Source organism: Pontibacter populi (assembly GCF_040278685.1).
GTDB lineage: Bacteria > Bacteroidota > Bacteroidia > Cytophagales > Hymenobacteraceae > Pontibacter > Pontibacter populi.
Map to the genome: position 1 here is coordinate 18315 of NZ_JBEOKT010000003.1, position 23404 is coordinate 41718.

Consider the following 23404-nt stretch of genomic DNA (forward strand, 5'->3'; position numbering starts at 1 on the left):
TATAGTTGATTAGGAGTTGATCAGGCTTGATACCCTTGTTGGATATAAACCAATTATTCCACTATATCAGCAACTTGTATGAAATACAGAAACCTATGGCTTGGGTTTATCGCCGTTATCGTCGGTTCCTTTGCCGTGCTTGGGTACTACGGTATTGAGATTTACCGCGAGGCCCCGCCTACTCCATTGAAGGTGGTCACCACATCAGGCAAAACAATTTTTACCCAACAAGACATTCAGGACGGGCAAAACGTCTGGCAGTCAACTGGCGGGCAGCAATTGGGTTCTATCTGGGGACACGGAGCTTACATAGCGCCCGACTGGAGTGCCGACTGGCTGCATAAAGAAGCTATGTTTTTCCTGAACCACTGGGCTCAGCAGGAAGGCGGCGTAACGTACGAAGAGTTGGAGGAAGAGAAGAAAGCGATGCTGGAGGCACGTCTGCAGAAACAGATCCGTGCAAACACCTATGATCCGGAAACCGGCATTCTGACCATCTCTGATTTAAGAGCGGAAGCTATAGCATCAAACAGCAGGCATTATACCGGCCTGTTTATGAACGACCCGGAATTTGCGAAACTTCGTGATGTTTATGCGATGGCAAATAACACGGTGAAAGATCCAGAAAGAATGGAAAAGCTGAACAGCTTCTTTTTCTGGGCATCCTGGGCCTGCGTAACCGAAAGACCAGGCAAAAATATCACCTACACCAACAACTGGCCAGCCGAAAAACTGGTTGCCAACGAGCCAAGCAGCGACCTGATCATCTGGACCGGTTTCAGCGTGATCATCCTGATCGCTGGTGTGGGCATGCTGGCGTATTACTATGCTTCCAACAAAGAAGACGATATAGATGTATCAAAACTTCCGAAGCAGGATCCGCTGTTGGGCTTAAAAGCCACTCCTTCCATGAAGGCTACGCTGAAATATTTCTGGATCGTAACAGCGCTGATATTGGTGCAGGTCACGCTGGGGGTAGTTTCGGCGCACTATGGCGTAGAGGGCCAGGCACTTTACGGCTTCCCGCTGGCTGATTACCTGCCTTATTCTATTACACGCACCTGGCACGTGCAGCTGGCCATTTTCTGGATAGCTACTTCCTGGCTGGCAACCGGTTTATACATTGCTCCCGCTGTTTCAGGCCATGAGCCAAAATTCCAGAAGCTTGGAGTAAACTTCCTGTTCATCTGTCTTCTTATCATTGTGGCTGGTTCATTAGCCGGGCAGTGGTATGGCGTGATGCAGAAACTGGGTTATGCCGAAAACTTCTGGTTCGGTCATCAGGGTTACGAATATGTAGACCTTGGTCGCTTCTGGCAGATTTTCCTGTTAGTGGGTTTATTCCTGTGGCTGGGCCTGATGGTGCGTGCTATTATGCCTGCTTTCCGCAACGACGTAGAGGGTCGCCACCTGCTGGGCATGTTCCTGATCTCTTCAGCTGCTATTGCTATTTTCTATGCGTCCGGCTTAATGTGGGGGCAGCACACTAACCTGGCCATTGCAGAGTACTGGCGCTGGTGGGTAGTTCACCTGTGGGTAGAAGGCTTCTTCGAAGTATTTGCCACCGTAGTTATCGCCTTCCTGTTTGTACGAATGGGACTACTGGACACCAAAATGGCTACAGCAACAGTGCTGTTCTCTACTATCATATTCCTGTTTGGCGGTATAATCGGCACGTTCCACCACCTGTACTTTAGCGGTACGCCAACAGCTGTTATGGCCCTGGGTGCCAGTTTTAGTGCTCTGGAAGTTGTGCCGCTGGTGCTTATCGGTTTTGAGGCTTACCATAACCTGAAGATCAGCAAGCTGACCCAATGGATTAAAGCTTATAAATGGCCTATCTACTGCTTCGTGGCTGTGGCCTTCTGGAACCTGATAGGTGCCGGTGTATTTGGTTTCGTGATAAACCCGCCTATTGCACTTTACTACATGCAGGGCCTGAATACGACTCCAGTGCACGCGCACACTGCCTTGTTCGGGGTATATGGTATGTTGGGGATAGGCTTAATGCTGTTCGTGCTGAAAGGCCTTTCGGCTCGCAGAAGATGGAAAGATGGTGTGATCAACTTTGCTTTCTGGTCTATTAACATTGGCCTGATTCTCATGGTGCTGATCAGTGTATTACCAATCGGGTTGATGCAGACATGGGCAAGTGTGGAGTACGGTTTATGGTATGCCCGCTCAGCAGAGTTTATGCAGACAGACACCATGGATACCTTGCGGTGGCTACGCGTGATCGGCGATACGATCTTTGCGGGTGGCATAGTTGCTCTGGCCTGGTTCATAATCGGCCTGAAAACAGGCTGGTCGCTGGAACAGGACGAAGACGTTTCGCTTGAAGAGCACCCGACTGCAGTTGAAGGTAAGACGATACAATAACTAACTTTTAGCCACATAACAAAGGCCGCCCAGTTTCTGAGCGGCCTTTGTATTTATTCCTTTTTAGGAGATTCCGCGTTTAGGATTTATAGTTTCTGCAGTAGAAAGAGCCATTGTTGGTGTTTTCACCAACAACCCGATGGTCTTGATACTTGCTGGTGAAAACACGCAGCAAGGGCGTAAACTATAGCCTGATAAAACTTCAAATAGTTTCAAACTATAGTCAGGGAAATCACCTGCACTATAAAAGAAACTATAGTTTTCTGAGCTATAACTATAACCTGCCAGGCTTCAGCTTTACTTTTCTATCAAAATCCTGGCATCAACTGCTACCAGTACATCAGGGTTACCAAGCAAAGGGTTTATGTCCATTTCAATTATCTCAGGAGCTGCTTCAAGTAAAGCACTTAGTTTTAAGATCGTCTGAACGAGCAGTTCCTCGTTAACACCTGCTTTGCCTCTTGCACCCTGTATGATCGGGTAAGAACGCAGGCGGCGAATCATGCGAGCCGCTTCGTCTGGGTGAACCGGCGACAAGGCTGCCGATACATCTTTGAAGACCTCTACAAAAATGCCACCTAAACCGCAAAGGATAAGTTTGCCAAACGGAGGCTCTGCTTTGGCGCCCATGTATACTTCTATGCCACTAAGCTGCTGCTGTAACAATACCGCCTCGGCTCCTGCTATGCCCATCAGCTGTTTATAGTTAGCGGTTACTTCAGCTTCACTTTCTATACCTAACACCACACCACCCACATCTGATTTATGAACAGGTCCCACCACTTTCATCACCAACGGAAAACCTAACCGGTTAGCTGCAACTATAGCTTCCTCCTGCGTATTTGCTGTCGCCTGGCCTGCTGTGGGTATGCCGGCAGCGCGAAGTAATGCGGTTACTTCATCAGGTTGCAGGTATCCTGCTGTATTTCTCCTTATAACTTCCCTTATAAGATCTGCATCTTCAGCAGGCAACTGGGCATCTGGGTAAGGTAGTTGTAGTTTATTTACCCTTGTTAGTACATACCCAAAGCTTACCTCATCTGTAAAGTTCACATGGCCCATCGTATGGAAATGGCTTACCTCTTCTGCCGCCTGTATCGCCGACGGAAGGATCGGGAAGATGGGTTTGCGGCAGGTCTTTATTTTTTCATGAAGCACCTGGTACACATCATCCACCCGCCACATGCCTGTAGTCCCGAACACGACCACAGCGCCGTCTATGTCATCAAACTCGTTGTCTACATAGTCTAGTATCTCGCCCAGTTGCTGCGCGTTACCAGTTGCCAGAAAATCGATCGGGTTTGATACAGACGACCCAGGATATAGTTTTGCCAGCAATTCGTCGGCTTTCGGACCTGTTATAGGCGGCACTTCCATTCCACCTTTAACCAATATATCGGTCAGCATTACACCCGGTCCACCAGCATGGGTAATAACGGCAATCCGGTTACCTTGCAACGGTTTTATAGTAAAGATAGCCGCAACATATACCAGTTCTATCCTGCTGTAGCAACGAATGATACCTGCCTTACGAAACAACGCACTCACGGCCGCATCGGAGCCAGCCAACGCTCCTGTGTGCGATGAAACGGCTCTTGAACCGGCCTCCGTGTTACCTGCTTTTATAGCTGCAATACGGCAGCCCTTGTTTACCAGCGATCGGGCATGTTTCAGGAAACGCGCAGGGTCAGCGATCTGCTCCATGTACAGTAGCTTGATGCTGGAACTATAGGCAGGGTCATAGGTCTCATCCCAATACTGCAGCACATCTTCCACGCCTACCTGGGCACTGTTGCCAACCGAAAAAATATCCCTGAACTTTAGTCCTCTTGGTATGGCAGATTCCAGCAGGTACACCATCGTAGCGCCCGATGCAGAAACACAGTCGCAGCCCATAGGGTCGTAAGCTGGTACAGGGCCTGCAAACACGCCTTTATAGTTGCCGGTAATTACACCGATGCAGTTTGGCCCGATAAGCGTTCCTCCAGTTTTTTCTACAATCTGCACACACCGCTGTTCCAGCATTTTGCCTGCCTCTCCAGCTTCACTAAAACCTGCCGAGAAAAGGATAAAGGCTTTGCAGTTTTTATAATAGGCAAGTGAGCGAAGTGCTGCCTCTACCTGGTTGGCAGCAATGGCAACTATAGCCAGGTCTATCTCGGGCAGTTCGTCGCAGGTTGCAAAACAGGGCACGCCCTGCACCTGCTGTTCTTTCGGGTTAACACCATACAATTCCCCTTTATACCCATGCTTCAGGATGTTGTATAGTACTTTCCCTCCCGGTTTGGAGACATCATTTGATGCGCCTACAAGGGCTATGCTGGCAGGGTTAAGAAGTTGCGGTGTGATCATGGAAATGATTTTTCTGAAAGCCCAAAGTAAATGGCTGCTGCACTCTTAAACTATGACTCAAGTCATTTTCAGATTTCTAACCCTATTAATTAATCCTGTCTAAACTATAGTTGCATTTAAGGGCTGTACTAAAACTATACACCCCGCCCTGGCAACTGCCAGAACGGGGCATATGTTACAGAACAAAAGCCGCTAAAGCTACCTAACTGAGTTATTCAGTTATCTCTACTCGATCACTTTTTCCTGCTTCAATAATTCTTCCAGGCTACCTGAAACACTCAGGCAGTCGCATACCTTTGTAGGGTCATCACAAAAACTTGCATCCGGTATTACCGATTTACAGTCAAAAGGCTGCAGGTCTACTTTTTCAAAGTTTTTGTTTATGGTTTTACACTTCTCATAAAGCGACTCCAGGGTGGTATAGTTTGCCGGGTCTATATTATGCTGCAGGAGGTACCCCCTTAAAAAGCTGTCAACGGAAACCTGTGCATTTTTACATACCAGGTAAGTCACTACGTCTTCCTCAGGGCGGCAGGATTCTTCCCTGGCCTGATTCAGCTTTTGGATCGCGTCCTGAAACAGTTCTTCTGCTTTAGCTTCCATATCTGTTAAATTTAAATTGAGGTATTGTTTGAAAAATCAGTTATTTACATCCTGTTACATATCCTTTAAAAGCTCCAGTTTCTGCCATTTAGATTCTACTTCTTCCTGTGCTCTTTTCAGCAGCTCTGCACCTAATTCAGGATCATCTTTTACTACTCTGGTAAAGCGTGTTTCTTTATACATAAAGTCGCTTAGTGGTGCTGAAGGTGGCTTTGAGTCCAGTTTAAACCTGCTGCCTTTTGGCTTGGATGGATCAAATCTGAAGAGTGGCCAGTAACCGGTTTCCACCGCTTTCTCCTGGTGAGACACCCCGTCTTTCAGGTCGTAGCCATGCTCACCGCAATGGGAGTAAGCAATGATCAGGGAAGGACCAGAATAAGCCGCAGCTTCTTCTATGGCTTTGAGTGTCTGAAGGTCTTTTGCACCGATCGCGATCTGGGCTACATACACGTTCTCATAAGAGATCGCCTGCAAGGCCAGGCTCTTCTTGCTGGTTGTTTTGCCTGACACCGCAAACTTGGCGCTGGCTCCCAGTGGCGTAGATTTGGATTTCTGTCCGCCGGTGTTGGAGTAAACCTCTGTGTCTAACACCATAATGTTGATGTCTTCGCCAGAAGCAAGTATATGATCTACACCGCCATAGCCGATATCGTAGGCCCAGCCGTCACCACCCAGTATCCAGACTGCTTTATTGCGCAGGTACTCGGTCAACTGATTCAGTTTAACGGCTTCAGGGCTGTTTGTATGTGTTGCCAGTACCCGTTGCAGTTTTCCGATATCGTTTAACTTCTGTTCCTTTTCTGCTTCGGTTTGTTCAGGATTATTCAGGATAGCTTTTACCAGTTCACTACCAACTATAGGTTCCACTGATTTCAGAAGGTTAACTGCAATCTCCTGCTTTTTAGTCAGTGCCAGTTTCATGCCCAGACCAAACTCTGCATTGTCCTCGAAGAGCGAGTTAGCCCATGCCGGACCACGGCCGCAGGCATTGGTCTTGTATGGCGTAGTAGGCAGGTTACCACCGTAAATAGAGGAGCAGCCTGTTGCGTTCGCGATCATGATACTGTCTCCGTATAGTTGGGTAAGCATCTTGATGTAAGGCGTTTCACCGCAACCTGAGCAGGCACCTGAGAACTCAAACAATGGCTCCAGGAACTGAGATCCTTTAATAACTGTCAGTTGCAGATCCTTACGGTCATAATATGGCAGGTTAACGAAGTAATCCCAGTTGGCATTTTCGCTTACCTCCACATCCAGTTTTCGCTGCAGGTTAATTGCTTTTGAATTTTCTATCAGCTTACTTTCTACAGGGCAAACCGCCACACACAGGTCACAACCTGTACAGTCTTCCGGAGAAACCTGCAACACATACGACTCTGTATCGCTATCGAACGGTCTTCCTTTGGCAGGAACTATCTTCAAGGAGGCAGGTGCATCTTTCAGCAGGTCATTAGACACTACCTTTGCCCTGATGGCAGCATGCGGACAAATAGCCACACACTTGTTACACTGCGTACACAGGTCAGCATCAGCCCACACAGGTATAAAGTCAGCTACCCCGCGCTTTTCAAACTGCGATGTCCCGGTCGGGAAGGTGCCATCCACAGGGAATGCACTTACTGGAAGTTCCTCTCCTTTTCCGGCTAAAATTTTGCCCAGCACTTCTTTTACAAAAGCGTCTGCATTACCGGTAACCATTGGCTTCAACTGCTTGGTGCTGGATACCAGTTCAGGATAATCTACTTTATAGAGATGCTCCAGTGACTGATCCACCGCATCAAAGTTCATTTTTACGATCTTATCTCCCTTATGAGAGTAAGATTTTACAATGGCATCTTTGATCTTCTGGATAGCCTCTTCTTTTGGCAACACACCGGATATGGCAAAGAAGCAGGTCTGCAGTACAGTATTGGTACGCTTGCCCAGGTTGGCCTCCATCGCCACTTTAGACGCATCTACAACATAAAACTCCAGCTTATTGGCTACTATAATTTCCTGTACATGCTCTGGCAGTTCATCCCAAACTTCCTCTTTAGAAAATGGTGAGTTAAGAAGGAAAGTACCGCCTGGTTTTATCTTTTGCAGGATGTCATACTTCTCAATAAAATTAAACTGATGACAGGCTATAAAGTCTGCAGTATCTATTAAGTAACTGGAATGGATAGGTTCTTTACCAAAGCGCAGGTGAGACACTGTTTGTGTGCCCGCTTTCTTGGAATCATATACAAAATAACCCTGCACATAGTTGTCTGTCGTTTCACCAATGATCTTGATAGAGTTCTTGTTAGCACCTACTGTACCATCCGATCCCAAACCATAGAACAGGCAGTTTATAGTTGTCTTTCTGGCTTTAAAATCAGTGGCATATGTTAAACTAGTGAAGGTAACATCATCGTTTATACCTATCGTGAAGTGGTTCTTTGGCTTATCCTTCAAGAGCTCGTCATACACAGCCTTCACCATAGCCGGATTGAATTCTTTGGAAGATAACCCGTATCTGCCACCTATGATCAGCGGCATTTCCCTGTTACTTTCAGCAAAAGCAGTTACAATGTCAAGGTACAGTGGCTCACCTGTACTTCCGGGCTCTTTGGTTCTATCTAAAACAGCTACCTTTTTAACTGACTCCGGTAACGTATCTATAAAGTGTTTAATAGAGAAAGGTCTGTATAAACGCACCAACAGTACGCCTATTTTTTCGCCCTGTGCTACTAACGAATCTACGGTTTCCAGCACCGCTCCTTCCCCGGATCCCATGATGATGATAACGCGCTCAACATCCGGGTGCCCGACATAATCAAAGAGCTGGTATTTTCTTCCGGTATGGGTATAGAACTCATCCATCACATCCTGAACTATACCAGGTACTCTGTCATAATACAGGTTGGCGGCTTCGCGGGCCTGGAAGAAAACGTCGGGGTTCTGTGATGTTCCTCTTATAACAGGATGGTCAGGATCAAGCGAACGTTTCTTGTGCTCCATGATCTTATCTTCCGGCATCATCGCCTGGATGATATCATCCGGAATGCCATCGATCTTGGAAATTTCGTGGGAGGTTCTGAACCCGTCAAAAATATTGAGGAATGGGACTCTGGAGTGGAGTGTAGCTGCCTGTGAGATCAGGGCAAAGTCCATGGCTTCCTGCACTGTACCACCAAACAGCATGGCAAAGCCTGTTTGCCTGGCGGCCATAACGTCCGAATGGTCACCGAAGATAGAAAGGGCGTGCGTTGCCAACGTTCTGGCTGCTACGTGAATAACAGATGGCAAAAGCTCACCTGCTATTTTATACATGTTCGGGATCATCAGCAACAACCCCTGCGAGGCGGTGAATGTGGTCGTTAATGCCCCTGCCTGCAAAGATCCGTGCACAGTACCTGCTGCACCGCCCTCACTCTGCATTTCTACAATTCTCGGAATGTTATTCCATATATTCTTCTTGCCTTTTGCACTATAAACATCCACATGCTCACCCATCGGTGAGGCGGGCGTGATCGGGTAAATAGCACAGACCTCATTTGTCTTGTGCGCAATTCTTGCTACCGCCTCATTAGCGTCGCAAATTAGTTTTGGGAAATTTCTTTTCATCAGAAACAAGTTTATTATACCCCATTATGACCTGTCTTTTTATAGGATAGCAGAATGGTATTCACGTCTTCAGCTTTCTGAGAATGTAAACACCATTCCGCTATTCTTTAAAGCATTTACTGCAACTATGCGGCGGCATAAAAAAGGCTTAGGCGCCGTGCAGCCAGATCTTCTTTTCAAGGAGCTGCTCTACTGTTTCTTCATGGTTAACATCCACTACACAACAGTCAACAGGGCAAACAGAAGCGCACTGTGGTTTCTCATGGAAGCCCTGGCATTCGGTACATTTATCCGCTACTATAAAATAGAATTCATCTGAGAGAGGGCCGTTCTTAGCGTCCGCGTCAAGTTCCTGTCCGGTAAGTGATTTTACCAAGCCACGTAAAGTTGTTCCATCCGAAAAAGTCCATTCTTCATCTGGTTCCTGAATTGCGTTGTTCGGGCATTTAGAGATGCAGGCATCGCAATTGATACAGTCGTCGGTGATTATGAGTGCCATAACATGTGTTTTTAAAAGTGATAGAGATGATTTCTTCTGCTTTGATTAGCTATGATAAAAATAGACTTCTCTGTAGTGGATAAATATGACGGCGGTCACATACTTAAATGACTTACAGCCATAACTTTTTATGATAAGGGTCACATAGTTATGTGACGAGGGTCATTCCCTATAACTAAAAGTAAAACTACATTTGAATCAGATAGCACTATTTCTCTTTCCTCCATTCATTTCAAATAGCCTAACCATGATAACAGAGAAAATAAAAATTGAACCCGAGGTACTGGAGCATGTAGTAGTTCGGTTTGTTGGGGATTCCGGTGACGGAATGCAGCTCACCGGCACACAGTTCACAGATACTTCTGCCATGTTTGGTAACGATGTGGCCACTTTCCCTAACTATCCATCTGAGATCAGGGCTCCGCAGGGAAGTTTATATGGTGTATCCGGTTTCCAGGTGCATATAGGCAGTGTGGAGGTAAGCACGCCAGGCGATAATGTAGACCTGCTGGTTGCCATGAACCCAGCCGCTTTAAAGTCTAACCTGCATGCTGTAAAAACAGGTCACACTATTATAGTTGACTCCGATTCCTTTAACAGGAAAAACCTGGAGAAGGCGGCATACCTGGCTAACCCGCTGGAAGATGGAAGTCTTGAGAACTATAAGGTAATTGAAGTAGGCATGACCTCGCTGACCAGAGATGCTTTAAAAGACTTTGACGGCCTGGATAATGATGTGATCACAAGAAGCAAAAACATGTTCGCCCTGGGCATGATCTACTGGATGTATAACCGCTCCACGGAACATACTATTGACTTCTTTAAGAAGAAATTTAAGAATAAGCCCGATCTGATAGATGCCAATACCAAGGTTTTGAATGCAGGCTTTTATTATGCCGAGACCCTTGAGCTCATCCCAAATTCATATGCAATTTCACCGGCAAAAATGCCATCGGGAACTTACCGTATTATTATGGGCAACACGGCTACCGCATGGGGCCTGTTAGCTGCTTCTGAAAAATCCGGGTTAGAGTTGTTTTTAGGATCTTACCCAATCACTCCTGCCACCGACATTCTGCATGAACTGGTAAAACACAAGCATTTTGGCGTGAAGGCTTTCCAGGCAGAAGATGAGATTGCAGGTATCACATCAGCTATTGGTGCAGCTTTTGCCGGCGACCTTGCAGTTACCACCACCTCAGGTCCAGGATTAGCCTTGAAAGGTGAAGCCATTGGTCTGGCTGTTATGACAGAACTGCCACTTGTTATCATTAACGTGCAGCGTGGCGGACCATCTACAGGCTTGCCTACTAAAACAGAGCAATCAGACTTACTACAGGCCATGTATGGCCGTAACGGGGAAAGCCCTGTGATCGTGATAGCTGCCAGCACACCGGCCAACTGTTTTAACTATGCTTACGAAGCAGCCCGCCTTGCACTGGAGCACATGACCCCGGTTATCTTACTGACAGATGGTTATATCGCGAACGGATCCGCTCCCTGGAAGATAAAAACAGTTGCAGAGATGCCTCCTATCATAAACAGGAAGCTGACAGAAGTTATAGCAAACGGACCATTCTGCAGAGATGAGGAAACACTGGCCCGTAACTGGGCTGTGCCCGGAACATCAGGACTGGAACACCGCGTAGGTGGTCTCGAAAAAGACAGCATAACCGGTAACGTATCGCACGTACCTGATAACCACCAGACCATGACACACATCAGAGCTGAAAAGATCAGACGTGTTCAGAAAAGAATACCAGACCTTCAGACCGAATTTGCTTCATCAGGTGAGCTGCTGGTAGTAGGTTGGGGCGGCACATATGGCTCATTACACTCAGCAGTGAAAGAGCTGAACATGCAGGGTTATAAAGATGTGGCGCTGGCACACTTCAACTATATCAATCCTCTGCCTGCGAACACTGAAAATATCTTCTCCAGGTTTAAAAAGATCATTGTCTGCGAATTAAATGCAGGCCAGTTCGCCAGCATTTTAAAGTCAAACTTCAGACAATTCGAATTCCTGCAATACAACAAAATTCAGGGCTTGCCATTTGCCAACGACGAGCTTATCCAAAAATTTAAAGAACTCATTTAATTATGGAAACTATAGAAGCTGTACAAAAATATACTTACAAGGATTTTGTAAGTGATCAGGAGGTAAGATGGTGCCCGGGTTGTGACGATTATGTTGTATTACGTGCCATGCAAAAAGCCCTCCCGGAAATGGGTGTTAAGAAAGAAGATGTCGTGTTCATCTCTGGCATTGGCTGCTCTTCCCGTTTCCCGTATTACATGGATACCTATGGCATGCACAGCATCCATGGCAGGGCACCGGGTATTGCTACCGGCGTTAAACTGGCCAACCCGGAACTTAGTGTATGGGTAATTACCGGCGACGGCGACTCTATGGCAATTGGCGGTAACCACTTTATACATGCCCTCCGCCGGAACGTGGACCTGAACATCGTGATGTTCAACAACGAGATCTATGGTTTAACCAAAGGCCAGTTCTCTCCTACTTCCCTGCTGGGCCAGAAAACAAAATCGTCTCCTTACGGCAACACACAGCCACCTTTCTCTCCCGGTGAGTTGGCACTTGGCGCCAATGCACGCTTCTTTGCCCGCATTGCCGGCAATAACCCGAAAGATATCTCGCAGATCTTCATTCAGGCCCACCAGTTTAAGGGAACCTCTTTGGTAGAAGTGCTTCAGAACTGCGTGATCTTTAACGATGGCTGTTATGATGGCATCACCAATAAAGAGGTGAAAGAAGATGAGCAGATATTCCTGGAGCATGGCAAACCTATGATCTTCGGCAAAAGCCGGGATAAGGGTCTGGTACTGAATGGACTGAAACTGGAAGTAGTGACAATCGGTGAGAACGGCATTACCCAGGAAGACCTGTTGGTGCACAATGCCAGAGAGAAAGACCCGACACTGCACCAGATGCTGATCAGGTTAGAACATCCGCTCGTGACCGGTATCATCAGAAGTTACGAGGATCATACCCTGGAGCAAAGAGAAGATGCACTGACAGAACAGATTAAAGCCAAATCAACCTTCCGCAAAACGGATGACCTGTTCTTCTCCGGTGAGATTTACGAGGTTATATAGTAAAAAACTGATATAGATCATGATTGTCCACTGATCTATATCAGTTTAAATACCCTCTCCTACAGCTAATATTACTTAAAAGTAAAGCATCACGAAAATGGAATCAGAAGCACTCATTGTATTTTTCCTGGCCGGCGTAGCTTTGGTCGCAGGGGCAAACTTTATCTCAAATCTAATTTCACATAAATCAGATAATCCTCAGAAACGAGAGCCTTACGAGAGCGGCATGCCGACCATTGGCCCTACCTGGGTTCAGTTTAAGGTTGGCTACTATCTGTACGCTATCCTGTTCCTGATCTTTGATGTGGAGATCGCATTCTTAGTACCATGGGCGGTTGTTTTTAAAGACCTGGGAACCGTGGCATTTATTGAGATCATCATCTTTCTGGTAATACTTGGTTTAGGACTGGCTTATGCCTGGAGGAAAGGAGCACTGAAATGGCAGTAGAAACTACACAAACGCCTGTAGCACCCGCAGGTAACATTCCGGAGGATTTTCCAGGCAAAGTGATTCCGGCAGGAAATGGTGCCAATATAGTTGTAACGGCTTTAGACCAGATCATTAACTGGGGCCGGGCAAATTCACTCTGGTCGTTATACTTCGGTACCAGTTGCTGCGCCATAGAAATGATGCAGACAGGGGCCGCCCGCCACGACTACTCCCGGTTTGGATTTGAAGTGGCCCGCCCTTCGCCGAGACAGGCAGACCTGATCGTGATTGCAGGAACTATAACCAACAAAATGGCTCCTGTGCTGCGCCGCCTTTACGACCAGATGGCAGAACCCAAGTATGTTATTGCCATGGGAGCATGCGCTATTTCTGGTGGTCCCTTCTTTTATAATTCCTACTCTGTTGTGAAAGGTGCAGACCACATTATTCCGGTAGATGTTTACGTACCGGGCTGCCCTCCCCGACCGGAAGCGCTGCTGGAAGGTATGCTAATGCTGCAGGACAAGATCCGGAAGGAAAGTATGAAGCAAAAAGTGAACCCGATCGAGGGATTTGATGAAGGCTTTTAAAAGGCAGAAATCATGACAAACGAAGCATTAAAATACATCCTGACGGACTGGTACCCGGATGCAGAAACTGTAGGCCTCCAGTTTTCAGAGGAAGGCTCTCAATATCTGACGGTAAGTATCAACCCCACCTACCTGCACGAGCTGATGGCAACACTTAAAGCGAACAGCGAAACCAGTTTTGATTATCTGTTCTGCCTTACCGGTGTGGACTGGGGAAAAGAGCTGGGTATAGTTTATCACCTGGAGTCTACCACGCACCGCCATATTATAGTTGTTAAAGTACAGACTGAAGACAGGGAGAAACCAGCTTTTGACTCTGTGCAGGATATATGGCGCACTGCCAATTTTCATGAACGAGAAGTGTACGATTTCTTCGGCATCAGATTCACTAACCACCCCAATTTAAAAAGGCTCTTCCTGGACGTAAACTATGAGGGTTTCCCGCTGAGAAAAGACTTTGAAGATGAAGTTAACATGATTATTAAATAAGGTATCATGGAAACAGCTACTACTCAAAACCGCTTCAAATCCGAAGAGTACTTTGTGAATATGGGTCCTCAGCACCCGGCCACACACGGTGTTCTCCGCCTCCTCCTAACTATAGATGGGGAAGTCATTAAAAAGGTTGAGCCTGACTTGGGCTACATCCACCGTTCCATTGAAAAAATGTGCGAGCGTGACAGTTACCAGCAGATCGTCCATTTAACAGACAGGCTGGACTATTTGTCGGCACATATCAATAACGAAGCCGTTTGCCTGACAGTGGAGAACGCACTGGGTCTGGAGGTTCCGGATCGTGTAAAAGTGATCAGAACTATACTTGGTGAACTTACCAGGATCTCTTCTCACTGCCTTTGGTGGGGTGTTATGGGCATGGATGTTGGTGCGCTTTCAACCTTCTTCTATGGTTTCAGAGAGCGTGAAATGATCAACGATATTTTTGAGGAAACATGCGGTGCCCGCCTGACCATGAACTATAGTTTGCCCGGCGGCCTGATGCATGACATCCATCCCAACTTTGTAAAAAGAGTGAAGGAATTTGTTGCCCATTTCAGAACAAAGCTACCCGAATACGACAGCCTCTTAACCAACAACATCATTTTCCAGAAAAGGACGAAGGGAGTTGGCATTTTATCAAAAGAGGATGCCATTTCTTTTGGTGCCTCCGGCCCTGTCGGTCGTGCTTCCGGCTATTCCTGCGATGTAAGAAAACATCATCCTTACAGTGCGCTGGACCGGGTAAACTTTCACGAGATCTTACACACCGAAGGAGATGCCTTTGCCCGTTACCAGGTCCGTATCCTGGAAATGTGGGAATCCATGTCCATTATAGAACAGCTAGTAGATAACATACCGGATGGGCCTATACAGGTAGAGACAGATGCTGTGATAAAATTACCGAAAGGAGAATACTACCAGAAAGTGGAAACAGCCAGAGGTGAACTGGGCGTGTTTATTATCAGCACAGGCACCAAAAGCCCTTACCGGCTTAAATTCCGCTCACCTGGCTTCTCTAACTTATCCCTTCTAAACCACATTTCCGTGGGCTGTAAAATTGGCGACTTAGTAGCCTCCATGGCAACCCTGGACTTGGTAATACCAGATATTGACCGATAAACTATAAGGCGATGAATACATCATTAAGCATCACGGAAAATATTCAGGACTGGCTGTTAACTATAATGCCCGCAAGCGCAGCAAGTATCACAGCCATGGCCCTGATAGCAGTAGCATACCTCACCTTTTTTGCCCTGGCAGGTCTGTTCCTGGTTTTAATGGAAAGAAAGGTAGCAGCCCGTTTCCAGTTGCGTTTAGGCCCGAACAGAGTAGGTTATTATGGACTGCTGCAAACACTGGCCGATGCTCTGAAACTGGTTTCAAAAGAACTTACCGGAACTGTAAAAGCTGATAAATTCCTCTATAACCTGGCCCCTTATTTTGTGATCATCACGGCGCTGATGGGACTGGCTGTTATCCCGTTCTCAGGTAGTATTCAAGCCTTTGATATTAACATCGGTATCTTCTTCCTGATCGCTATTTCATCAGTGGGTGTTATCGGTATTTTACTGGCAGGCTGGGGTAGCAACAACAAGTTTGCTATGATTGGCGCCATGCGCAGCGGCGTGCAGACTATCAGTTACGAACTCTCTGTCGGGTTGTCGTTGCTGACCATGATCCTGCTTACAGGCTCCCTGCAGTTATCTGAAATAGTAGCTATACAAAAAGATGGCTGGCTTATAGTGCAGGGGCACATACCGGCACTGATCGCTTTTATGATCTACATGATAGCAGGAACTGCCGAAACCAACAGGGCACCCTTTGACCTGGTTGAAGCTGAATCGGAACTGGGTGCGGGCTTTCACACGGAGTATTCAGGTATGAAGTTCGCCTACTTTTTCCTCGCTGAATTCATCAACATGTTTATCATTGCGGCCATTGCGGTAACTATCTTTTTCGGCGCTTGGCTTTCACCATTCGGCATAACAGATTCACTTCCTTGGCTGGGCGTATTCTGGTTCCTCGGCAAAACGCTGGTCATCGTGTTTTTAATGATGTGGTTCAGATGGACATTCCCACGCTTACGGATTGACCAGTTACTTACCCTGGAATGGAAATACCTGCTCCCATTAAACCTGATGAACATTGTATTGATGGCCCTGATCGTGTGGCTGAACCTAACAATTCAATTCTAGCGCTATGAGTTACTTCGGAGACATATACAATGGTATCAAAACACTCCTGACAGGCATGAGTGTTACCGGAAAATACTTTCTGAACTCAGGAAAGGGAGCCATTACGCAATCCTACCCTGAGAATAGGGAAACGCTTAAAATGTTTGAGCGCTTCAGAGGGGAAGTGGTGATGCTGCACGACGAGAACAACGAGCACAGCTGCACCGGTTGCCAGAAATGCGAGCTGGCCTGCCCTAACGGAAGTATAGAGATCATCTGGGACCGCGGCGTGGACCCGGAAACCGGCAAGAAAAAGAAATTCATCGAAAAGCATATCTACCATTTAGGCATGTGTACCCAATGTGGCCTGTGCGTAAAGGCCTGCCCTTCAGAAGCTATAGTGTGGGGTCAGAACTTTGAGAACTCTGTTTACGACAGGACCAGCCTTACCAGAGTGTTAAACAAACCGGGTTCTAAAGTAAGAGCCGGGGTAGAAGAATAAGCCATGGAAAAGATAATATTTTATACGCTAGCCCTGACCATGATCGTATCCGCGATCGCTTCGGTTACAAGCCGCAAAATGCTGCGCTCTGTTGTTTATCTGCTCTTTGTATTGATTGGAACAGCCGGTATATACTTTATGGCAGACTATAACTTTCTGGCTGCTATTCAACTGACAGTTTATGCAGGTGGCATCATCGTCCTTATCATCTTCTCGGTATTGCTGGTGCACCACATTGATATGGAACTGGAGGTTGCTAAAAAGTCAAAACGGATCATGACGGCATTCGTCTGCCTGCTTGGTCTGGGGGTATTTCTAAACGTGCTGTATACGCATCCTTTTGTTGCGGTGCCAAGTGCTGTAACCACCTCTACCGCCGAAATAGGCATGAAACTTTTAAGCTATGATGCCGGGGGCTTTATACTTCCTTTTGAAGTGATAAGCATTCTGTTGCTGGCTGCCATCATTGGGGCTATAACTATAGCTAAAGGAGGAAAAACACCTGAAGCTGACAAGATACATACAGAAGAGATCACTCCGCTTAAAGAAGAAAAACCTGTTGAGCGGCAAGTGATCATCATTGAAGAAGAATCAACTATATTTTCAGAAGAAACCGAGCTTCTGGAGCCGATCCATTAACCTTTAAAAGGCAAGCATATGATACCGGGTATAAGTATAACTGAAATTCTGACCGTCACCTCTATCCTGTTCTTTATAGGGGTCTACGGATTTATAACACGCACAAACCTCATTTCAATTTTGATCTCGGTTGAGCTTATTTTAAATGCTTCGGTTATAAATTTTGTGGTCATCAACAAATACCTCTACCCTGACATGCTGCAGGGTGTGGTCTACTCCATTTTTATAATAGCTGTTGCCGCCGCCGAAACTGCACTGGCCATTGCCATTATATTTAACCTGTACAAGCAGACAAGCTCTGTTGAAGTGAAAGAAACGGAAACAATGAAGTACTAAACAACTGGAAGCCATGCAACTCAGCTACATCCTTTTAATCCCGTTCATTCCGCTGGCCGTTTTTTTACTGCTCGGAATCTTTAATAAAAAAATCAAACCCGCTGTTTCCGGCTACATAGGTGTTGGTGGCCTGGCTGCTTCCACGTTGCTTTCTTACTATGCTGCCTTTCAGTACTTTTTTGTAAGTGGCAAACTAGATGGTGTTTACCAGACTTTTGTGCTTAAAAAAGTGTGGATGAGCTTTACAGAAACCCTGCACATTGACCTGGGCATCTTTATTGACCCAATCTCTGTGATGATGCTTATTGTGGTGTCTACGGTTTCGCTGATGGTGCACGTTTATAGCAGGGGTTATATGAAAGGCGATGAAGGCTACACCAAATTCTTTGCTTTCCTGTCGCTGTTCACGTTCTCTATGTATGGCCTGGTGCTGGCAACCAACCTGTTTCAGATCTATATTTTCTGGGAATTGGTAGGTGTTTCTTCTTTCCTGCTGATCGGTTACTACTACACTAAAACATCAGCAGTTGCCGCGGCAAAAAAAGCGTTTATCGTTACCAGGTTTGCTGACTTTGGTTTCCTGATCGGCATCCTTATTATCGGGTTCTATACCGGCACATTTGACTTTGAAACACTGAATGACCCGCAGGGAAGCGCCATCCTGAACTGGGCTTCTACTTCCTTTATGGGGTTATCTGCTATTACCTGGGCGCTCATACTCATATTTATGGGCGGTGCGGGCAAGTCGGCCATGTTCCCGCTGCACATCTGGTTACCTGATGCTATGGAAGGTCCTACCCCTGTTTCAGCATTAATTCACGCTGCAACTATGGTAGTGGCTGGTGTTTACCTGGTAGCCCGTCTTTTCCCGATGTACATGTTTGTGGATGATGGCTTTGTGTTATACATCGTGGCTTATGTCGGTGCTTTTTCTTCGCTATTCGCGGCTATCATAGCTGTAACACAAAACGACATTAAGCGAGTGCTCGCATTTTCAACTATGTCGCAGATCGGGTATATGATGATGGCTTTGGGAGTATCCGGGTTTAACGGGCATGAAGGTGTTGGCTACATGGCTTCCATGTTCCACCTGTTTACCCACGCTATGTTCAAAGCCCTGCTCTTCCTGGGTGCCGGTTCTGTTATACATGCGGTGCATAGCAACTACCTGAAAGATATGGGCGGGCTCCGAAAATTCATGCCTGTTACCAACATTACTTTCCTAATCGCTGCACTGGCTATAGCGGGCGTACCACCACTGGCTGGCTTCTGGAGTAAAGACGAGATACTGGTAGCAGCTTACCAGAACAGCCCGCTTATTTATGGCGTGGGTGTATTCGTGGCCGGACTTACTGCCTTTTACATGTTCCGTATCTACTTCAGTATTTTCTGGGGCAAGGAAACGCAGTACAAGCATACACCCCACGAGTCTCCCCTGTCCATGACCATACCCCTGATCATACTGGCAATACTAACCGCTGCAGTTGGCTTCATACCTTTCAGTGAGTTTGTAACTGCCGATAAAATGGGCTTTGAGGCACACTTGAACTATCCGCTGGCAGCTGTTGCCATAGCTGTAGGCGCTACAGGCATTCTGCTGGCATGGGTCTTCTATAAAAAAGAGAACGGCCTGGCAGACAGGTTTGTCAATGCTTTTGGTGTGTTCTACAAATGGACAAGCCACAAGTTCTATTTTGATGAACTATACCTCTACATCACCCGAAACGTGATCTTTAAGCACATCTCTGCCCCTATCGCTTTCTTTGACAAGAAATATGTAGATGGCACCATGGATGGCATCGGAAATAAAACGGTACTGCTCTCCAAAAAAATAATGGGAACACAATCCGGGAAAGTGCAGGATTACGCCTTCGGGTTTATAGGTGGGGTTGTACTGCTGGCTGTGGTGTTTATTTACTTCTGGACTATTTAACTGACCGTCATGGATATTTTATCACTCTTCGTATTGATCCCGGTTCTCGTAATTATCGCGTTGGTATTTACGAAAGGACTGCACCAGGCCCGCCTGGTAGCTATGGCGGGAAGCCTGGTGCAGCTTGGCATGGCCATTAACCTGCTCTTTGCCTACATAAAGGAAAGTGCTGTGAACGAAAACGTGTTTGTGTTTACCCGCGACATTGTCTGGTTTGAGCAACTGAACATACACTATAACATAGGGGTAGATGGCATTTCGGTGGCACTTATACTTTTAACGGCTATTGTAGTGCTGGCCGGGGTGTTCATTTCCTGGAAAACGTACGACCTGCCTAAAGAATTCTTTATCTCGCTGCTGGTGCTGGCCACAGGGGTTTACGGCTTCTTTATTTCGATAGACCTGTTTACCATGTTCCTGTTCTACGAGGTTGCTGTGATACCAATGTACCTGCTCATTGGCATCTGGGGATCCGGTCCTAAAGAATATTCTGCCATGAAGTTGACCCTGATGCTGATGGGAGCTTCGGCCCTGTTGATGGTGGGTATACTGGGCATTTACTTTAACTCTAATGCTGATGGAGGCGCGTTAACATTTAACATACTGGAGATCTCTAAAGTCAATATCCCGGTAGAGGCTCAAAAATTATTCTTCCCTTTAACGTTTATAGGCTTTGCTGTGCTGGGTGCGTTGTTCCCGTTCCATACCTGGTCACCGGATGGACACGCTTCGGCGCCAACAGCTGTATCGATGCTTCACGCAGGGGTATTAATGAAACTGGGCGGTTATGGTGTTTTCAGAATAGCCATGTTCCTGCTTCCTGAAGGCGCAATGGAGTGGTCCTGGTTCTTTATCAGCTTATCCGCGACAGGCGTTATTTACGGTGCTTTTGCAGCCATCAGGCAAACAGACCTTAAGTATATCAATGCATATTCTTCGGTAAGTCACCTGGGAATGGTGCTGTTTGCGCTGCTGATGCTGAATAAAACAGCCTGGAATGGCGCCATATTGCAGTCCCTGTCGCACGGGTTTATGACGGCCCTTTTCTTTGCCCTGATCGGCATGATCTACTCCAGAACCCATACCCGCGACATTACCAAACTTGGTGGCCTGTTAAAAGTGATTCCTTTCATTTCGGTGATCTATGTAATTGCCGGTCTTGCTTCCCTCGGTCTGCCTGGTTTCAGCGGGTTTGTTGCCGAGATGAACATCTTTGTCGGGGCATTTCAGCACGAAGCCATGTTTTACAGGGTAGCTACCATCATCTCAGTTTCGGCTATAGTTGTAACGGCTGTTTACATTCTGCGGGTTGTGGGTATTATGCTGATGGGTCCTGTAAAGAACGAAGAATTCCTGAAGCTACCTCAGGCGACCTGGTACGAAACAACCGGTATCATGCTGTTGCTTATCCCGATGGTGGGTATAGGTATTGCGCCTTACTGGCTAAGTGAAATGATTTTAAAAAGCTTACAGCCTTTTATCCAGGGGCTACTATAATTTAACAGATACGGACATGGAACTAAGCAGTTTTTTCCTGATGCGGCACGAGTTGTTACTCCTAATACTAACATTGTTACTGGTAACAGCCGAGATACTTATACCAAACCATAAAAAAAGCAGCGTTGTGCACTTAGCGCTTTTCCTGTTTGGTATACATACAGCCCTTGGCTTTCTATCGCTGGAAGAAAGCAGTTTGTTTGGCGGCATGTTTCGAACAAACGACCTGATCCATTTCTTTAAGAATGTGCTGAACATTGGCGTATTCATACTTTTACTGCAGTCGGCTGACTGGCTGGAGGAAAAGATAGTGGCACAAAGCCGGGGCACGGAGTTCTTTATCCTGATGTTCTTCTCGCTGCTGGGCATGTATTTTATGATCTCAGCCGGCGACTTCCTGATGTTCTACATTGGACTCGAGTTATCTACTCTTCCGGTGGCAGCGCTCGTAGCCTACGATCTGATGAACAGACGATCAAGCGAAGGAGGCATAAAACTCATATTATCCGCTTCGCTGGCTTCCGGTATTTCACTGTTCGGCATTTCTATGCTGTATGCCACTACCGGTTCCATTTATTTTGATGAAGTGCTTAAAGTTATTACCACTACAAACCTAAGTGTAATAGGTTTTGTACTGTTCTTTGCCGGACTGGCCTTTAAGATCTCACTGGTACCCTTCCATTTCTGGACTGCGGATGTGTACGAAGGAGCTCCTATCAGTGTGGCGTCTTATCTATCTGTTATCTCAAAAGGAGCCGCGGCCTTTATATTAATGATCCTGCTGTTTACAGTTCTGAAACCATTGATGGAAGTCTGGGAAAACCTGATCTATGTAATTGCCCTAGCTACGATGTTTGTTGGTAACTTATTTGCCCTACGCCAGCAGAACATGAAGCGCTTCCTGGCTTTTTCATCTATCGCGCAGGCTGGTTTTATATTACTTGGTTTAATTACAGGAACTCAGTTAGGAACTGCAACAGTCGTATACTTTGTGCTGATCTATATTTTCTCTAACCTTGCTGCTTTTGGGGTAGTGCAGGCCATTTCGCTTAAGACCGGAAAAGAGAATATGGATGACTATAACGGGCTCTATAAAACTAACCCTAGACTTAGCCTGGTCATTCTGCTGGCGTTGTTCTCGCTGGCTGGTATTCCGCCTGTGGCAGGCTTCTTTGGTAAGTTCTTCCTGTTTACAGCAGCGGCAAGTGAAGGGTATTATTTCCTGGTGTTTCTGGCCGTAGTAAACGTAACTATCTCGCTTTACTACTATCTGCTGGTTGTCAGGGCTATGTTCCTGAGACAAAGCGAGGATCCTGTTCCGGCTTTCAGCAACAAACTATACATGCGCCTGGGCCTGGCCATTACAGTGATCGGTATTTTAGTTCTCGGACTATACAGTCCGCTTTATGACTACATTTTTACACTTAGCGGGGTTTTTAACTAAGACAACTATGGCACTCGAGGGAAAACATTCGTTTGGCAGCATCGGGGAAACAAGGGTTTCCTTTGTTGAGAAAAAGGTGGAAGAAGGCCGTAAAGACTTTCTGAGGAACCTGTTGGAGTTCAACGGTTTTGAGGTTGTGATAGAAGAAGAAAAAAGAAAGTCGGAAGAAGAGCCACAACTCTATACTATAGCCGTTACAGATATGGTATTTAACCCGACTACCTATATTTTTGAGCGCAGGCTTAAGACACCTGATGGCAGGAAGGTAACGCTGGCCTACTGGCTTCAGCTTTCGGAAGATACTTACCCGCAGTACTGGAATAACTGATGAAGCAAGCAACCCAGCTATTTTAGTAAGTTTACGTTTAAATAGTCCTCTATTCTCAGCCAATAACCGCTTTAACATTTCAGAGCGGTTATTGGCTGTAATTATTATAACCTATAGTTAAGCTTTACAGCTCTCGTAAATCAGGCCCAGTTTTTCAAGTTAATACATTATGTTTTAAACCTATCGGTACAGCAGCTATAGTTGCTTTCTGTAATTCATGTTGAGCTTAAATTTCTGACTTATAGTTAAAACTTACCGATCCGGTTTGCTGTGAATGCAACAGGAAATATCTGAGACTATAGTTCATTTGTAGTTACCGGTTCGCCATCCATACCCAATTCATCATAACTAACCTCCTGCCGGTTGTTAAAATAATCACTGCCTGTTTTTATAGTATGGTGGTTACCATCAGCGATTGTGTACATTTACAGTCCTTTAATCAGGGATAGGTTTCTGCTTCAGGATAGTGGACCTTTGTAAGGTTAAGTGAAGGTA

Annotated in this window: 20 protein-coding genes; 15 read left to right on the forward strand and 5 right to left on the reverse strand. The window is 46.3% G+C overall.

Annotation, left to right across the window (positions count from 1 at the left end):
* The first annotated feature begins 78 nt into the window (after positions 1-78).
* Positions 79-2379, forward strand: coding sequence for a nitric-oxide reductase large subunit (locus ABS362_RS03575; RefSeq protein WP_350410921.1), 2301 nt, complete (start codon positions 79-81; stop codon positions 2377-2379).
* Positions 2380-2676: 297 nt separating this feature from the next.
* Here ABS362_RS03575 and ABS362_RS03580 read toward each other — a convergent pair whose 3' ends face one another.
* From ABS362_RS03580 to ABS362_RS03595, 4 genes are all read right to left on the reverse strand, one after another.
* On the reverse strand, positions 2677-4731 hold the full coding sequence (locus ABS362_RS03580; RefSeq protein ID WP_350410922.1) for an acetate--CoA ligase family protein: 2055 nt from the start codon (positions 4729-4731) through the stop codon (positions 2677-2679).
* Between the two features lie 225 nt (positions 4732-4956).
* Positions 4957-5334, reverse strand: a complete 378-nt coding sequence (locus tag ABS362_RS03585) for a hypothetical protein (RefSeq protein WP_350410924.1) — start codon at positions 5332-5334, stop codon at positions 4957-4959.
* A 54-nt stretch (positions 5335-5388) separates the two neighbouring features.
* Positions 5389-8922 carry a pyruvate:ferredoxin (flavodoxin) oxidoreductase gene (gene nifJ / locus ABS362_RS03590; RefSeq protein ID WP_350410925.1) on the reverse strand — a complete coding sequence of 1178 codons (3534 nt, stop codon included), beginning with the start codon at positions 8920-8922 and terminating at the stop codon, positions 5389-5391.
* A 148-nt stretch (positions 8923-9070) separates the two neighbouring features.
* The gene (locus ABS362_RS03595) at positions 9071-9421 is read right to left on the reverse strand and encodes a 4Fe-4S binding protein (RefSeq protein WP_350410927.1); all 351 of its coding nucleotides are present in this window, start codon (positions 9419-9421) and stop codon (positions 9071-9073) included.
* A 247-nt stretch (positions 9422-9668) separates the two neighbouring features.
* On the opposite strand from ABS362_RS03595, the gene ABS362_RS03600 reads away from it, so the two are divergent.
* The 14 genes from ABS362_RS03600 to ABS362_RS03665 all read left to right on the forward strand — a co-directional run bounded on the left by ABS362_RS03600 (position 9669) and on the right by ABS362_RS03665 (position 22909).
* Positions 9669-11519, forward strand: coding sequence for a 2-oxoacid:acceptor oxidoreductase subunit alpha (locus ABS362_RS03600; RefSeq protein ID WP_350410928.1), 1851 nt, complete (start codon positions 9669-9671; stop codon positions 11517-11519).
* A gap of 2 nt (positions 11520-11521) precedes the next feature.
* Positions 11522-12538 carry a 2-oxoacid:ferredoxin oxidoreductase subunit beta gene (locus ABS362_RS03605; protein ID WP_350410929.1) on the forward strand — a complete coding sequence of 339 codons (1017 nt, stop codon included), beginning with the start codon at positions 11522-11524 and terminating at the stop codon, positions 12536-12538.
* A gap of 97 nt (positions 12539-12635) precedes the next feature.
* Positions 12636-12986 carry an NADH-quinone oxidoreductase subunit A gene (locus tag ABS362_RS03610; protein WP_350410930.1) on the forward strand — a complete coding sequence of 117 codons (351 nt, stop codon included), beginning with the start codon at positions 12636-12638 and terminating at the stop codon, positions 12984-12986.
* Positions 12977-13558 carry an NADH-quinone oxidoreductase subunit B gene (locus ABS362_RS03615; protein ID WP_350410931.1) on the forward strand — a complete coding sequence of 194 codons (582 nt, stop codon included), beginning with the start codon at positions 12977-12979 and terminating at the stop codon, positions 13556-13558. Before ABS362_RS03610 ends, ABS362_RS03615 begins: the two co-directional genes overlap by 10 nt.
* A gap of 12 nt (positions 13559-13570) precedes the next feature.
* Positions 13571-14047 (forward strand): NADH-quinone oxidoreductase subunit C, encoded by a 477-nt coding sequence (locus ABS362_RS03620; protein ID WP_350410932.1) that lies wholly within the window; start codon positions 13571-13573, stop codon positions 14045-14047.
* A gap of 6 nt (positions 14048-14053) precedes the next feature.
* A complete protein-coding gene (locus ABS362_RS03625) occupies positions 14054-15175 on the forward strand; it encodes an NADH-quinone oxidoreductase subunit D (protein WP_350410933.1) in 1122 nt (373 codons plus the stop codon).
* Positions 15176-15186: 11 nt separating this feature from the next.
* Positions 15187-16251, forward strand: coding sequence for an NADH-quinone oxidoreductase subunit NuoH (gene nuoH, locus ABS362_RS03630; RefSeq protein ID WP_350410934.1), 1065 nt, complete (start codon positions 15187-15189; stop codon positions 16249-16251).
* A 4-nt stretch (positions 16252-16255) separates the two neighbouring features.
* Positions 16256-16732, forward strand: coding sequence for a 4Fe-4S dicluster domain-containing protein (locus ABS362_RS03635; RefSeq protein WP_350410936.1), 477 nt, complete (start codon positions 16256-16258; stop codon positions 16730-16732).
* A 3-nt stretch (positions 16733-16735) separates the two neighbouring features.
* Entirely contained in the window at positions 16736-17371 is a 636-nt protein-coding gene (locus ABS362_RS03640; RefSeq protein WP_350410937.1) for an NADH-quinone oxidoreductase subunit J family protein, read from the forward strand.
* Positions 17372-17389: 18 nt separating this feature from the next.
* The gene (gene nuoK, locus ABS362_RS03645; RefSeq protein ID WP_350410938.1) at positions 17390-17707 is read left to right on the forward strand and encodes an NADH-quinone oxidoreductase subunit NuoK; all 318 of its coding nucleotides are present in this window, start codon (positions 17390-17392) and stop codon (positions 17705-17707) included.
* A 13-nt stretch (positions 17708-17720) separates the two neighbouring features.
* A complete protein-coding gene (gene nuoL / locus ABS362_RS03650; RefSeq protein WP_350410939.1) occupies positions 17721-19640 on the forward strand; it encodes an NADH-quinone oxidoreductase subunit L in 1920 nt (639 codons plus the stop codon).
* 9 nt (positions 19641-19649) lie between these two features.
* Positions 19650-21137, forward strand: a complete 1488-nt coding sequence (locus ABS362_RS03655; RefSeq protein WP_350410940.1) for a complex I subunit 4 family protein — start codon at positions 19650-19652, stop codon at positions 21135-21137.
* 16 nt (positions 21138-21153) lie between these two features.
* Positions 21154-22581 (forward strand): NADH-quinone oxidoreductase subunit N, encoded by a 1428-nt coding sequence (locus ABS362_RS03660; protein ID WP_350410941.1) that lies wholly within the window; start codon positions 21154-21156, stop codon positions 22579-22581.
* A 7-nt stretch (positions 22582-22588) separates the two neighbouring features.
* Entirely contained in the window at positions 22589-22909 is a 321-nt protein-coding gene (locus ABS362_RS03665; RefSeq protein WP_350410942.1) for a hypothetical protein, read from the forward strand.
* A gap of 296 nt (positions 22910-23205) precedes the next feature.
* Here ABS362_RS03665 and ABS362_RS03670 read toward each other — a convergent pair whose 3' ends face one another.
* A complete protein-coding gene (locus ABS362_RS03670; RefSeq protein ID WP_350410943.1) occupies positions 23206-23334 on the reverse strand; it encodes a hypothetical protein in 129 nt (42 codons plus the stop codon).
* Positions 23335-23404 lie beyond the last annotated feature (70 nt).